Origin of the sequence: Marinifilum sp. D737, assembly GCF_026672275.1 — a bacterium.
Classification (GTDB): Bacteria; Bacteroidota; Bacteroidia; order Bacteroidales; family Marinifilaceae; genus Marinifilum.
In genome coordinates this window covers 233,258-247,189 of sequence record NZ_JANQCD010000003.1, presented here as the reverse complement: position 1 = coordinate 247,189, position 13,932 = coordinate 233,258, and the positions used below count along the sequence as shown (strand labels likewise).

Here is a 13,932-nt window from a genome sequence, read left to right as displayed (position 1 = left end):
TGACATATTGGAGAGATGGCAGAGTGGTCGAATGCGGTGGTCTTGAAAACCATTGTGCGGCAACGTACCGGGGGTTCGAATCCCTCTCTCTCCGCTGAAAACAAGCACTGAAGTTGAAAAACTTTGGTGCTTTTTTTATGCACTAAACTCAAAAGGGATGATCCCGATACTCGGGAGTAACATGTACATGATGATTGAATTAAAAAACTTTCAGGTTTTTTATTGCATCTGGCTACAAAAACCACTTCTTTTGCAAATACTGAATCCAATTCTCTTATTTGTAATTGCGAATGCATTGTTTCATCACATTCAATAAAACACAGGAAGCAAACGAACTTCCCGATTGCTTTACCAATCCTTTTAACTATACTCCTAACCCTTTATGCAGACAGGCTGCTATAGAACTACAGGATAAGATTGGGGTTCCGGATCCCAATTCGAAGGGAAAAATGTATGGTGTGTTAATTGCGAAAAACCAGCTGGGTGAGCTTGGCTACATTGCTGCCTATTCCGGCAATGACCAGGCACATGAAACTGAGATTCCATTTGTTCCACAGGTATTCGAAATCACCAATCCCAATGGATTCTTTCGAAAAGGTGAAGCTGAGTTGAATCAAATCAATAAAGCCATTTTCAATGCAGAAAATTCAACTAGTCTAAAACAGATTCAGAAAGAACTGGATGATGCAGTTCAAAATGCCAATGACAGGTTAAAAGGCGCTAAACTTGAAATGGCCAATGCCAAAAAGGAAAGACAAGTGAAGCGAGCAGAAGCCGAAAATCATCCTGACAAGGAAAGCATTCTAAAAGATCTTGTAAAAGAAAGCCAAACGGAGAAAAGCACCTTCAACAAACTAAAAAAGGAATGTAAAGGAAGAGTTGAAAGCTTGCAGCTAAAAGCAGATGAGCATTACGAACAAATTAAAGTCCTAAAGCAGGCACGTAAAACGCAATCGGCTCAACTGCAAAAGCAAATATTCGACAGCTATCTATTTTTAAATATCGAAGGAAAAGAAAAAAGTGCAAGTCTCATTTTTAAGGAGACTGAAGCCAAAATTCCTCCTGCCGGTGCCGGCGATTGCTGTGCTCCCAAACTATTGCAATATGCATTTCAGAACGAACTGAAACCTATTGCCATGGCAGAATTTTGGTGGGGAACATCTCCAAAAAAAGAAATCCGTAAACATGGCTACTTTTACCCTTCGTGCAAAAGCAAATGTGAGCCCATACTAGGACACATGCTAAAGGGGATGAGCATAGAAAAAGCAAAGCAAGAAGATAAAAAGCTTGCCATAAAAATCCTTCACGAAGATGATGCCATTGTCATCATCAATAAACCTTCCGGACTGTTGTCTGTACCAGGGAAAGAGACGCAAGAATCGGTATATACGCAAGTAAAAGATCTGTATCCACATGCTGACGGACCGCTTATTGTACATCGCCTTGATATGGCTACTTCGGGCTTAATGCTTATTGCCAAAACAAAATCTGTACACGAAAACCTGCAGAAACAGTTTCTCAACAAAAGCATTCAGAAAAGATATGTGGCCCTTTTGGATGGAATCATTCAGGAAGATGGGGGTAGCATTGACCTGCCCTTGCGTGTTGACTTGGATGATCGTCCACGCCAATTGGTATGTTTTGAGCATGGAAAGCCAGCCTTTACCAAATGGAAAATTGTTGAACGTACATCAACGCAAAGCAAAATACATTTCTACCCTATTACAGGGCGTACACACCAATTGCGTGTGCATGCAGCTCATCCTCTCGGACTAAACACCCCAATCGTAGGTGATCCTCTTTATGGCCTGAAGGCTGACCGTTTGATGTTACATGCCGAAGAAATTAGCTTTGCACATCCTTTTACACAGAAAAAAATAAACTTTACATGTTTGGCTGAATTTTAAGCCTGGCCAAATGATATCGATAAATTACTTTAAGAGTGTATTTTACCAATAATAAACTCCTTAAATCCCCCAATTTACAGCATAAATAAATATGCAAATTGTTAAATTTTATATTCCCTTAGGTTTTTAAATCTGCAATTTTATTTTACTTTTGTGATCACACTCAATTATTGCAACATTGGAGAGGTGCAGGAGTGGTTGAACTGGCTCGCCTGGAAAGCGAGTATACGCCAAAAGCGTATCGGGGGTTCGAATCCCTTCCTCTCCGCATAAACAAAGGAAAGCAGCGTTTTTATAAAATGCTGCTTTTTTACATATTTCCATTTGGTTTAAACATGGTTTAAACAATTTGCACGTTTTTTTGCTATAAAAAACAAAAAGCTGCCACGAAAATCGCAGCAGCTTTAAGCACCTTAAATTACTTGATTTTAAGTCACATTAACCAACTGATATTGGTCCAAAGAATATTCGTCAGCCTCAGCTGTTCCAAAGAAAGCGTAAATGTGAGTTGCTCCCGGATCCACGGGAAGGGTAATCTCTGCAGATTGATCAGATCTTACTGCAGTGAAATGGACCATATGAACTTTTGAGCCACTCATTACAAGCAAATGTAATTTATCACCAGTTTTTTGAAAAGCCTTGGCAAAATTTTTGCCGAGGTCCGAGAAGCGAACGCCTTATTTCCTATATCATATTAATTCACTATGTGACTTTTTTTTCTTTACTCGTCCAATAAACTATTAATAAAAATAGCTTTATACTTAACAAAATGACAGGAGAATTTGATAAAACAAAGTTTAACTACAAGTATGATAAAAAGAATCAAGTTGTTTTAAAACGTTATCATGGTATAATAAGCGTTCAAGACATTACTAGTTCTTGGGATTTTGCAATTAATACACAACTATTTCCTAAAACAATTAAAAGATTCATTCTCGATTATAGATCAGCTCAATTGGATTTTAACCGAGAGAGTCATTTGCAAATTGCATTTTATTATCAGAAAAGATCATTGTTTTTTCGAAAATCACGCATAGCGATACTTGTTACTGACCCAACACTTACAGCTATTACGGTACTATTTGGAACTCTCGATAATGACTATCAATCAAAACCTTTTTCAACTGAAAAAGCAGCATTGAAATGGGTAATGCTTAAATAGTTTGATATAAAAGAGTCTATCCAGTATACACCAGATAGACTCTTTTCAGAAAATAGGCAAAGAGACTATAACAATGGAACCAAGCTAGTATTGACTATCTCATCGATGATATCTTTTCGATTGTTAAAACGCTTCTTCAACCAGTTTAATAACTTTTCCTGATCATTTTCATCCAGCCAATTCATAGATTTAATTAACTCTTTTCGAAATAAGTTTTCCTGATCGGCAACAGCCTGCAAAACAAACTTTTGATGTTCTAACATATCTGATAATTATTTAAATATTAGAAAATCTACTTAATATCTATAATTACATCTAAATCAATTGTACCTATTCATCAATACCAAAGGCGTAATAATACTGTCCCGGATAATCAGGATAAACCCCTTTGAGCATCACTCCACCCGATTTCCCTATCAGGATCGTTTTTAATTCTTTCAAACTTTCTACTCTTTTATCATTAACATGTGTAATTACAAATCCTTCTTTAATATTGGTTTGTGTTCTCAAAATGCCTGAATTCAGCTTTTTAATCATTAAGCCTGTTGGCACATCCAGTTTTGAAGCTTTTTCTTCGTCCACTTCAATGATTTCAGCTCCAAGTTTAGAAAGTATATCTTTTTGATTGGTACTGCTAATTTCACTTTCACCTTGTGCATTCTTTAAAGTGATCTCAAACTCTTTGGTTTTTCCAAATCGATTTACTCCTACCAATAATTGATCTCCAGGCCGGTGTTGTCCAATTATTTCGAGCAAATCAGAAGATGTCTTTATCTTATTCTTGTCCACTTTAACAATCACATCTCCCTTTTGAAGGCCTGCCTCCTTCGCAGAGCTAGCATTCATTAGGCTATCAACATACACTCCCTCTGTAACATCCAATTCCTTTTCTTTGGCAAAGTTTCCATCTACGCTTCGGATAGTGATTCCCATATAACCCCGCTGTACAAATCCGTATTGCAGAATATCTTCAACTACCTTACTCACAATGTTAGATGGAATGGCAAATCCATAACCTGAATAAGAACCTGTTGGACTTGCAATAGCAGTATTGATCCCTATTAATCCTCCTTTTAGATTTACCAATGCTCCGCCACTATTTCCAGGATTGATTGCCGCATCGGTTTGAATAAAGGATTCTATGGCCGATTGCGACTGCAGAATATTAATATTTCTGCCTTTTGCACTAACAATACCAGCTGTTACAGTCGAGTTTAAATTAAATGGATTTCCAACTGCCAAAACCCATTCTCCAATTTCCACATCATCAGAATTTACAAATGGCACATGCGTCAATTTCCTTTCTTTTATTTGAATCACAGCCAAATCGGTTGTTGGATCTGTTCCGATCACCTTCGCCTTATATACTCTATTATCGTGTAAACTCACTTCAATATCTTCAGCTCCATCAATCACATGGTTATTGGTTACAATATACCCATCGGAGCTAATAATTACTCCCGAGCCAGTTCCTACCCGTGTATATGGACCTCTTTGCTTTGGTGTGCCTTGTTCAAACTTAAAATGTGGACCAAAAAAATCCTTCAACATATTGTCGTTGAAAAAATCTCTAAAAGGTGTAGGAACTCTTTGATTACTTTGTGAAGCTTGAATATGGGTTGATTTAATATGCACCACTGCATCCATCACTTTCTTGGATACATCAGTAAATTGCAAGGGAACCACTTCTCCATTATGGTTTACCATGTATGCTGCACCAACAACGGGTGCAGAATCGATATGCTTAATGGTATAGGTTTTATCTTCCTTATTAAAGAAAATAAATCCAACAGATGTAATTGCACTGGCAATGAATGCAACTATAAATAATTGAGCAATCTTCTTCATAACTAATCTCTTTAATGTTTAAAATCGTACTACCAGATTGATTTTAAATGTAAAAGCTCCTGAATCAATGCTAAATGCATGCAATGACTCTACAAGCAGATCACATTCTAATCCAAAAGCTTACCACCTACCTTTTGCAGAGTAAGTGGCAAGCATATTTTTTATAAACAGTCTGATAATCTTAGGAAATCTTAATAATTCTGGCTGGTTTTGGTTTCGCTTCTTCTTTTTTTGGCAAGTGAATCACCAAAATTCCATCGGAATAGTTGGCCTTAATTTTATCACCATCCACTACATCCGAAGGCAATTGAAACGAACGCTGGAACGAACAATAAGAGAATTCTTTCCTCGTATATTTATCTCCCTTATTTTCAACCTCACTTTTCTTTTCGGAAGAAATTGTTAACTGGTTGTTGTCTAAATTAATATTGAAGTCTTTCTTATCCATTCCTGGTGCAGCAACCTCAATTGTGAATTCGTTTTTATCCTCCTTTACATTTACCGCAGGTAAAGTGGTATTAGTAGTAGAGAAATTTGTGGTATTCCAATCCATCCAATCTCTGGAGAAAAAGTTATCAAAGAAGGATGGGAATAAATTATCGGTATTTTTCTTAACTAAAGTCATAATTATATCCTCCCTAATTTAAATTAATACATACTTATAATCTCAATAAAATTAGAATCGCGATTCATTTTAGCCTTTTCAAATTAAATGCCAAATTCATCCAATTTTTGTAGAACTCTGAAAATCAAAAGTTCTTTAAAATTCACAAACTACTGTTAACTGACAAATTTTCATTCTTCAAGACACCACCTCTGATTTTTTGGCACAAAACACTACTAACTAAGCCACTATGACACACAACACATAACTCCCACCTTACATTAAAATAACAAAGAGTATTGCAAAATCATCAAAAGAAGTAAGCAATTAATAAAAAAAATTGCACTTAAGTATTTGGAAAAGATAAACCCATCACTCAGTAATAATATCAATTAAAGCTCCTTAAGCTGGATAAAATAAATTCATAACAACTTTTTATCATCACTTGCCTATTGTTATCTAAATATGATCTATTAATTTTAGGTATCTTATTGACATTACAGTCACACACCTGTTAGTTAAAAAGTGATTAATAGTAATTATTAACCGAAACCTCTCAATAACAATGAATAAGGATACAATTAACTTAGAGGATATTATACAAGTTATTGTTGGTTCATCAGCTTTAACAATTCCTGTAGCATTTTCAGAGGAATCATGGAGGTTAAGTGAAACTTTACCAACTTTAAATCTTATTGTAATTGTTTTATTATCCTTGCTTTTTATAAACATTTACTCTTTTCAAGGGATATTCCAGGGGCATATAAAACATAGATTACAGCATTTTTTATTTCGGACCTTAATCGATTATGGACTTACCTTTATAGTTGTATTTATTATCTTGTTTGCACTAAATAGAATGCCAATATTGGAGGAACCTCTTATTGCCATCAAAAGGATTATAATTCTTTCATTTCCAGCCTCAATGGGTGGAGTTATTGTAGATGGATTTGATAAAGAATAGTATCTTTAAATGACAGAAATTAAATATCTCGTAAAATTCCATTTTAAATATCCTGCTTAAGCATGTATAGTATTTTAATCGAGAATATTATTTCTAAAGGAGCTGAGATTATTTGGTCATCCGTACCCTCTTCTTTTCTTTTAATTTTGATTGTTACTTTTAAAGGAAGAACAATTGCCAATCCGTAATCAAAATCTTTTCAATCGAAATTATGATATTGAAGATAAGTATTGGCTCTTGAATAATAACAGCCTTTTATTCACATCCACTTTTTTCGTTTGAACCAAGCAATCATAAACATGGCCACTATAACCATTACTCCAAGCAAAGTATAATATCCGTATTTATAATTAAGTTCTGGCATATTTGAAAAGTTCATTCCATAAATACCAGCCAAGAAAGTTAATGGTATAAAAATCGTGGCTATTAAGGTTAGCAGTTTCATCACCTGATTCAGCTGATTATCCTGAATAGACTGATAGGATTCATTAATTGCCGACAAATTATCTCGTAAAAAATCCATTTGGTCAATTATAAAAAGAATATGGTCTTTGGTATCTCTAAAATACTTAACATTCTCTTCCTTAATCAAATGAAGATCATCATTCACCAAAATTGCATAAGCTTCTTTCACGGGTGTAATTCCCCTTCTAGCTCTTAGCAAAACTCGCCTGTATTCCCGAATCAAATTTGGAATATCCTCGTTTGATGGTATTGAAATATCATCATCGAGCTTCTCCAGTTTATCATTTCCTGTTTCAATTAACTCAAAATAGTTGTCAATAACCACATCAGCCAATGCAAAAAGAAGATAGTCTGGCCCCTTACTTCTTATTTTTTGGGGTTGATTTCTTAGTCTAAACAATGCTGCATCAAAAATAGGATCTTCAAAATCAATAAAGGACAAAATATATCTCTCCCCAAGTATAAAACGAACAGGAACAGATCCATAGGTTAACTCATCTCTATCTGTTAAAATCATTTTTATTGACAGGAAATAATAATCCTCGAAAGCTTCAAATTTTGGTCTTAAAGAATCATTCAAAATATCTTCCAAAACCAAATTATGTATATTAAATTGTTTCCCAATATTTTCCAATGCAGGTATATCAACACCTTTAAAGTTTATCCAGGTGACATGATCATTTGATGGATTTGGAAAATTAATATTGGAGAGATCATCTACAAGCTCCTCCAATTGGATTATATCTTCATTATATTTTACAATTTGAATTGAAGCCTTACTAACACGCTGTTTTCCTATATGAATTAGCGTTCCTGGCGACATTCCCTTTTTGGTGGAATTTCTTTTTATTTTTTTATTTCCCATCATACAAGCTGTTACAAATTGTACTATATTTAATTTTATTTCTATCAGATAAATTTACTCAATATTACTTATTTAAGATGGCTGCTATTGAAATTATTTTAAAGGATTTAGGTGTTGGCTATAAAGTATTGTTTGTACTTTTTGCCATAATTATTGGATTCGTAGCCTCAAAAATAATTCGTTTTTTTATGCATCGCATGGTGTTGCGCTCTGCAAAAAAATTAAATGCCGACCCTACGAATTACAACTTCCTAAAAAACGCGGTAAGTTTTCTAATATTCATCGTTGTTATCATTATTGTTTTTTATTCTATTCCTGAATTAAAAAGTATTGGTGTTAGCTTACTAGCCAGTGCCGGTATTCTTGCAGCCATAGTAGGTTTTGCATCGCAGCAAGCCTTCTCGAATATCGTTAGTGGTATTTTTGTTGTTATTTTCAAACCATTCAGGGTTGGCGATTACATTAAGATCGGAGATTTACATTTCGGAACAGTTGAAGACATAACTCTAAGGCATACAGTTATCAAAAATCCTGAAAACAGAAGAGTAATTATTCCAAATTCTGTAATTAGTTCTGAAACCATCCTTAATTCATCGATTGCCGATCCTAAAGTTTGTGCTTTTGTAGAAATTGGCATAAGTTATTTTTCATGTATAGATACTGCCATTTCGATCATCCGATCGGAAGCAGAAAAGCATCCAAATCTTATTGATAACAGGTCGGAAACTGAAGTTGAAGAAGGAGTCGAAAAAGTAGTAATTCGTGTTATTCAATTGGCTGATTCCAGCGTAGTATTAAGAGCATATGTTTGGGCCGATAATACTGGTAAAGCATTTGTTATGAAGTGTGATTTACTTAAATCCATTAAAGAAAGCTTTGATAAAAATGATATCGAAATTCCTTTTCCTCATCAAACACTTTATTTGAGAAAAGGCGAAAATAAAAAATAGTAAATCGAATAATTACAAAATATTTTCGAGCTATTTATTAATACGCTGTGATATTCTAATTTATTTATAAATCCCTTTAAAACTGCAACATTAATTAGTGGAGAATTAAGGACAATCACAACATTTTAAATTGAATTTTCACTGGAAATAAATCCTTCCTTTAAAAGTTCATGAATAACTCTTTCTGTTAATTCACTTTTAAATGCAAATTCATATCGAATATCCATTACATAAGCTTTTAACCTCATTTTATAACAAAGCTTATCATGCTTGATATCACTCACAAATATTACAGCTATTGGTTTTGCCAAATATATAAACTTGGAAAGTTTTGCAACTTCCATGGCTATTTTCCTAACCTTTTTGGTATCAACCGTTATTGGCAAAAACATTTCTGCAACAACCTGACAGTTGGTTTCTCCAGAGTTAGAATTTGATATCGATTGATTCATTAACTCACCATTAGGCAATGTAACAACTGAATCATCAGCTGTATGAATTCGAGTAGACCTTAATGACATGTCTAAAACTTCACCGTATGTGCTTCCTACCTCAATTTTATCACCTACTTTAAATGGTCTGTCAATTATTATAACAAAACCTCCAAAAATATTTTTTAAGATATCTTGTGCTGCAAATCCAACTGCTACACCTACCGAGGCCCCAAAAGCAATTAACGACTCCAATGGAGGTCTAAATACACCTCTAATAATAATGTAAGCGAGAATAGCCCAACAAATAATCTTAACAATTGGAACAATTGCTTTTCCTTTGACCCTTCTTTCAGGGCTTTTTTCAGACCAAAGTTCAATCGTTTTTGTAAGAAACCTTATTGTGAAGTAACCAATAAGGATAAAAACAAGGGCCCAAAATACTTTCGAAAAAGAAATAATATTGGAAACTTTGGGAGGTTTCAATTTGTTTTCAATCGTCTGAACGGCATTATCAATTCTGTTTGAAACGGTATCTACAGTTTCAATCCCAGCAAGAGAATCTTGTATTACTGCTTTTGCATAAACCTCTGCACTTAAAAGAGAATGAAAAAGTAAAACAACAAATACAAGACAAACTTTTAATATAGTTACACGCTTCATTAATGAATATAATTTAATGATGATAGATGATTTATTACTTGTCTATATATTAGTGGATTTATAGAATAATCATTTTCCTTTTTAACCAAAATTCCATCATCTACAAATACCATTAATTGATTTGAACTTTCCTTCTCTGTTAAATCAAAAACTTCCATATGATCACTAATACTCATTCTTCCGTGAAGGACCATAGCATATAGGGTAGCTAGCTGACTAGCATTTAAGGAATTAACAAAAAACAAATTCAAATTTTTAAACTGCATGTTAAATGTATTATTTTCAACACTTACAATAGATCTCATCCAAAACAAAAGTGCCAAGGATAAATTATTTTGAGCATAATTAAATAATCTTTTAAAATAATCCTCCTGAAGTATTGCTTGTTGTTGGGGTTCCGTAAGTTTTTTGAAACTTCTCTTTGGTGAGAAATTTTCAGGAGGCAAAAAGTATAATTTATACCCACTATATTTATGTCGGTTTATTATTGATTCGGTTACTTGCTCATTGGTTAACTTGTCAAGCTTTTCGATATGGGCATAATAGTTGCTAAATCCTATTGAATAGTCGAGATACTTATAAGTATAAAATAAACAAGTGTTTAACCAATAAACTTTTGAGTTGGTTTCTGAAATAAGCTGGAACAGAGTAAACAGCAAATTAAACCCACCCATTTTTCGGATATGCAGTTTATGCACATTCTCCAGAATTATAATTCTCCTACTATTCGATGAAGACAAGAATTCTATTATTTCCTCACAACTTTTTAACTCTGGTTTATCAAGAGCTTTAGTAATAAGTTGAACAAACTCCGTTTCATTTTTAATTTTCTCCTCTGGATTTATTCTGATCACTGGGTATTGGTGACCAAATTTTTCGATAAACTCATTGACCAGAGAAGTAAGTCCACTTCCTGTTTCTCCTACCAAACAGGTTGGTGCAAATTTTCCTGCAGTCCAATTTGAATAAGCTTTTTCCAACTGCTGAACAACAAATGGCCTTTCAATCCTAAATTTTGCATTTTCAACAGGAGTAATGCTGAATAACCTTTGATACATTAAAGGCAACTTCTCAATCGCTGCTTCTGTTTCCGATAAATAATTTGACATTTCACTATTTATGGTCGTATCCGAAACAGATAATCCCAAAACTTCTTTATAGGAAGAGTATTTTGATCGAACTTGTTTTAAGATTGTAATAAGTTTTAAATAATACTCCTTGCCATTTTCACTTACCAAATTAAGATAGGCATAGCTTTTTCTTTTTACATCAGCCAACACTCTTTTACGATACATCTGAAGATGCTTTGCCTTTAATTGCTCAGGCGAAATCGATAAGATAATCTCCTTAATCAATTCCAAACATATCAGGCTCAAGCCTTTCTGGATTTCCATCGAGAATGCATTGCAATTGTTAATTCGCTCGTTAGCCTTATTTTTTGCTCTCTCTATTCCTTGTTTAAATTCATTAATATGCTGGCTTTGATCAACATCAACATTTGCCTTCAAGTATTCATTTGTGTATTCAATAATTCCAGATAGTTCATTTAGAAAAACAAGGGTATCATTTTGAAAGTTTATTAAGCGCTTATTTTCCTGATTAAGTGGGTTGTCAACATACTCCACAGTCCATCCTTCAATAATTTCATCAAGGTTTAATTTTCTCAATTGTTTTCTTGATTTTACCTTCTCTAATTTTGTTTTTAATGGCAAATAAAAAGGCTCGTTAATTGATGAAATCGAATTCTGAATACCAGTATTTAAAATGTCAATTTTTTCTATTACGTTCAGCTTCAAAATCTGATTTAGATAGAATGGAATATGATTTTGCAACAATTCCACATTCAGATTTTGCTCTACCACTCTTGAATCTATCTCATTATCCTTAAAGCTATTCGTGGTATATTTTAACAGTTCAAATGTTTTTTGATCATTTTCTCGAAAATGTTCTTTGAATTGTAAGGCAATGCTATTGTTAGTCTTTTGAAATGATTTCTGAGTATCGAAGGCAAATCGTCTAACTCTATGTATTAACCTCCAATGATCAAATATCGAAGATACCCTAACATTGTATTTCTCAAAAAGCAAATTCATAGCTTGATCCAATTCTACAGAATTACTCTTTAAAGCAGATTCGGATATTTTAGAAAGAGGAAATTCAACGGTATCCACCAAGGGCTTTAAACTCTCAAAATCTGTTTGAAGCACCTGCATTACTTCATTAAAAAAATTCTCCAGGTACTTTAATATTGATTTATATTTTTCATGAACTGAGATAATTCTATCATTGAACTCTTCCTGAATTATTTTTTCATTGGTGAATACATTTCTGGTAATTGCCTGATCGATGGATTTAAGCTCCAGAAAAATCTCTTCCCTTTGCTCTAATACTTCCGACAAAATCCTTAAAAATTTCGAATAAAATTGTTGCACAAATACATACTCTGCAAGCTGTCTGTGCAAAATATTTTGTGTTCCAGTGGCATAATTTAATGCTGATTTACGAGCGATTCGTCTCATTAAATTCAACAACCAAACTTTAAACCAATTTCCTTTAAGTCTTATTCTTTTAAGAACCTTAAGTATCTTAATCTTTAAACTGTCTTTCGACTTTACTTGGTATCTTTCGATACCTTGAAACTTAAGCTCTTGCTCTGGAAAAGTTAAAATGTAATCATAAACTTCAGCCAGAAGAACTTTAAACTCATCATTACCAATGGTTTTATTGCCATCAAACTCTTCAATTAATAATTTATCAAAGGTTTTAGCATAAGAATTCAGCTTACTGGAGAATTGTGTTTTATCACCATTAATCAAGAACATTTCTGTAAGTGCAGAAACAATACTTTCAACCGGTAAAAACAGAGCTATAAGCTTAGTGGTAAATTTTTGATACATTAGTTTAACCTATTTATCTATGAGTTACATTAAATTACAAAAAACTTTCATCATTTCAGCCATTAAACCACTGTGAAACATAAGCAAGCCATTGCTTAGCTCAATAAAATGATTGAAAAGAAAAAATAATTTCTTATTCATTAGACGAGTAATTTCACCATCGTCACACTTATGTTAGTTTTTTCAATATTTTTTAATTTGCTTACTATTTAAAAAAAACTCTAATTTCTCAGCATTCCTTTATATTCATGATGTGACTTGAAGCTCTATTTGCCGTCTAATGGTTAAATAATGTACAAATATGAGTAAAAAGAATAGTTTCGATAATGATTTATTAGATTCATTTATTTATTGGAAAACTTTACCGAATAACAGAGTTCTTAAAGCTTTTAAGACATATTTTCCTGGTGCATCCAATATTAAATGGAGAATGCTTGGTCATGACTTGTACAAAGTAAAGTTTTCCTATCAAGAGGAACAGGTAAATGCCATTTTCATGAATAATGGAAAATTAGTAAAAGTATTTAGTGCGCAATAAACTATTCCGCAAGCTTATTTCTAAAAGCATATTTAACCAATCCAGCAGTATTTTTAACCCCCAATTTTTCCATTAAATTTCTGCGATGAGTATCCACGGTTCTTACACTTACAAATAATTGAGATGCAATTTCATTATTTGAAAATTCCTGTGTAATAAGTTTTAATATTTCTATCTCTCGTTTCGTTAAGGCAATTGTTTTAGCGGTTTTGGATTTTTCATTTCTACCAATCATTAGACTTTTGGAAACTTCTCCACTTAAATAAGTATCGCCAACCGCTACGCATTTAATAGCACGTAACATTTCCTCCTTGCCTGCATTTTTTAAAATATATCCAACAGCTCCGGCCTCCAGCATTTTCACAACATATTCTTTATCGCCATGCATAGATACTGCCAATATATTTATGCCGTCATCATATTGCTTAATCTTCCCTGTTAATTCAATTCCACTGGTTTTACCCATATCAATATCCATTAGGACAACATCAGGACGCGATAAACTGATTAATTTTAGAATATCCTGTTCATTGTCTGCATCTCCACAAATTTCAATCATTTTCTCTTTCTGAAGAAGGGCTTTGATCCCTTCCCTGAACATTTTGTGATCATCTGCTATTATGATTTTAATTTTCATT

13 protein-coding genes and 2 tRNA genes are annotated in these 13,932 nt (G+C 33.4%); 7 read left to right on the top strand and 8 right to left on the bottom strand.

What is annotated here, in order from left to right; translation table 11 throughout:
- The first annotated feature begins 9 nt into the window (after nt 1-9).
- The 3 genes from NQ163_RS04170 to NQ163_RS04160 all read left to right on the top strand — a co-directional run bounded on the left by NQ163_RS04170 (nt 10) and on the right by NQ163_RS04160 (nt 2,175).
- A tRNA-Ser gene (locus NQ163_RS04170) sits at nt 10-94 on the top strand.
- 196 nt (nt 95-290) lie between these two features.
- Nucleotides 291-1,907: a pseudouridine synthase gene (locus NQ163_RS04165; protein WP_268189026.1), complete on the top strand. Its 1,617-nt coding sequence runs from the start codon at nt 291-293 to the stop codon at nt 1,905-1,907.
- A 180-nt stretch (nt 1,908-2,087) separates the two neighbouring features.
- Nucleotides 2,088-2,175: transfer RNA gene (locus NQ163_RS04160), tRNA-Ser, on the top strand.
- A 160-nt stretch (nt 2,176-2,335) separates the two neighbouring features.
- Here NQ163_RS04160 and NQ163_RS04155 read toward each other — a convergent pair.
- Nucleotides 2,336-2,506: a hypothetical protein gene (locus tag NQ163_RS04155; RefSeq protein WP_268189025.1), complete on the bottom strand. Its 171-nt coding sequence runs from the start codon at nt 2,504-2,506 to the stop codon at nt 2,336-2,338.
- 170 nt (nt 2,507-2,676) lie between these two features.
- On the opposite strand from NQ163_RS04155, the gene NQ163_RS04150 reads away from it, so the two are divergent.
- Nucleotides 2,677-3,069, top strand: a complete 393-nt coding sequence (locus NQ163_RS04150; RefSeq protein ID WP_268189024.1) for a hypothetical protein — start codon at nt 2,677-2,679, stop codon at nt 3,067-3,069.
- A gap of 65 nt (nt 3,070-3,134) precedes the next feature.
- Here NQ163_RS04150 and NQ163_RS04145 read toward each other — a convergent pair whose 3' ends face one another.
- The 3 genes from NQ163_RS04145 to NQ163_RS04135 form a co-directional block, all read right to left on the bottom strand.
- Nucleotides 3,135-3,332, bottom strand: a complete 198-nt coding sequence (locus tag NQ163_RS04145; RefSeq protein WP_268189023.1) for a hypothetical protein — start codon at nt 3,330-3,332, stop codon at nt 3,135-3,137.
- 67 nt (nt 3,333-3,399) lie between these two features.
- On the bottom strand, nt 3,400-4,917 hold the full coding sequence (locus NQ163_RS04140; protein ID WP_268189022.1) for a Do family serine endopeptidase: 1,518 nt from the start codon (nt 4,915-4,917) through the stop codon (nt 3,400-3,402).
- 181 nt (nt 4,918-5,098) lie between these two features.
- The gene (locus tag NQ163_RS04135; RefSeq protein ID WP_268189021.1) at nt 5,099-5,542 is read right to left on the bottom strand and encodes an Hsp20/alpha crystallin family protein; all 444 of its coding nucleotides are present in this window, start codon (nt 5,540-5,542) and stop codon (nt 5,099-5,101) included.
- Between the two features lie 544 nt (nt 5,543-6,086).
- Here NQ163_RS04135 and NQ163_RS04130 point away from each other — a divergent pair.
- Nucleotides 6,087-6,485, top strand: a complete 399-nt coding sequence (locus tag NQ163_RS04130) for a DUF2391 family protein (RefSeq protein WP_268189020.1) — start codon at nt 6,087-6,089, stop codon at nt 6,483-6,485.
- 259 nt (nt 6,486-6,744) lie between these two features.
- Here NQ163_RS04130 and corA read toward each other — a convergent pair whose 3' ends face one another.
- Nucleotides 6,745-7,815, bottom strand: a complete 1,071-nt coding sequence (corA, locus tag NQ163_RS04125) for a magnesium/cobalt transporter CorA (RefSeq protein WP_268189019.1) — start codon at nt 7,813-7,815, stop codon at nt 6,745-6,747.
- Nucleotides 7,816-7,892: 77 nt separating this feature from the next.
- On the opposite strand from corA, the gene NQ163_RS04120 reads away from it, so the two are divergent.
- Nucleotides 7,893-8,765, top strand: a complete 873-nt coding sequence (locus NQ163_RS04120; RefSeq protein ID WP_268189018.1) for a mechanosensitive ion channel family protein — start codon at nt 7,893-7,895, stop codon at nt 8,763-8,765.
- A 125-nt stretch (nt 8,766-8,890) separates the two neighbouring features.
- On the opposite strand, the gene NQ163_RS04115 is transcribed toward NQ163_RS04120, so the two are convergent.
- Both NQ163_RS04115 and NQ163_RS04110 read right to left on the bottom strand, forming a co-directional pair.
- The gene (locus NQ163_RS04115) at nt 8,891-9,859 is read right to left on the bottom strand and encodes a mechanosensitive ion channel family protein (protein ID WP_268189017.1); all 969 of its coding nucleotides are present in this window, start codon (nt 9,857-9,859) and stop codon (nt 8,891-8,893) included.
- Nucleotides 9,859-12,756, bottom strand: a complete 2,898-nt coding sequence (locus NQ163_RS04110) for a hypothetical protein (RefSeq protein WP_268189016.1) — start codon at nt 12,754-12,756, stop codon at nt 9,859-9,861. The genes NQ163_RS04115 and NQ163_RS04110 overlap by 1 nt, the downstream gene beginning before the upstream one ends.
- A 301-nt stretch (nt 12,757-13,057) precedes the next feature.
- Between NQ163_RS04110 and NQ163_RS04105 the strand changes: the two genes are divergently transcribed.
- Nucleotides 13,058-13,294 carry a hypothetical protein gene (locus NQ163_RS04105; protein ID WP_268189015.1) on the top strand — a complete coding sequence of 79 codons (237 nt, stop codon included), beginning with the start codon at nt 13,058-13,060 and terminating at the stop codon, nt 13,292-13,294.
- A gap of 1 nt (nt 13,295) precedes the next feature.
- On the opposite strand, the gene NQ163_RS04100 is transcribed toward NQ163_RS04105, so the two are convergent.
- Nucleotides 13,296-13,931 carry a response regulator gene (locus tag NQ163_RS04100; RefSeq protein ID WP_268189014.1) on the bottom strand — a complete coding sequence of 212 codons (636 nt, stop codon included), beginning with the start codon at nt 13,929-13,931 and terminating at the stop codon, nt 13,296-13,298.
- Between the last annotated feature and the right edge of the window lies 1 nt (nt 13,932).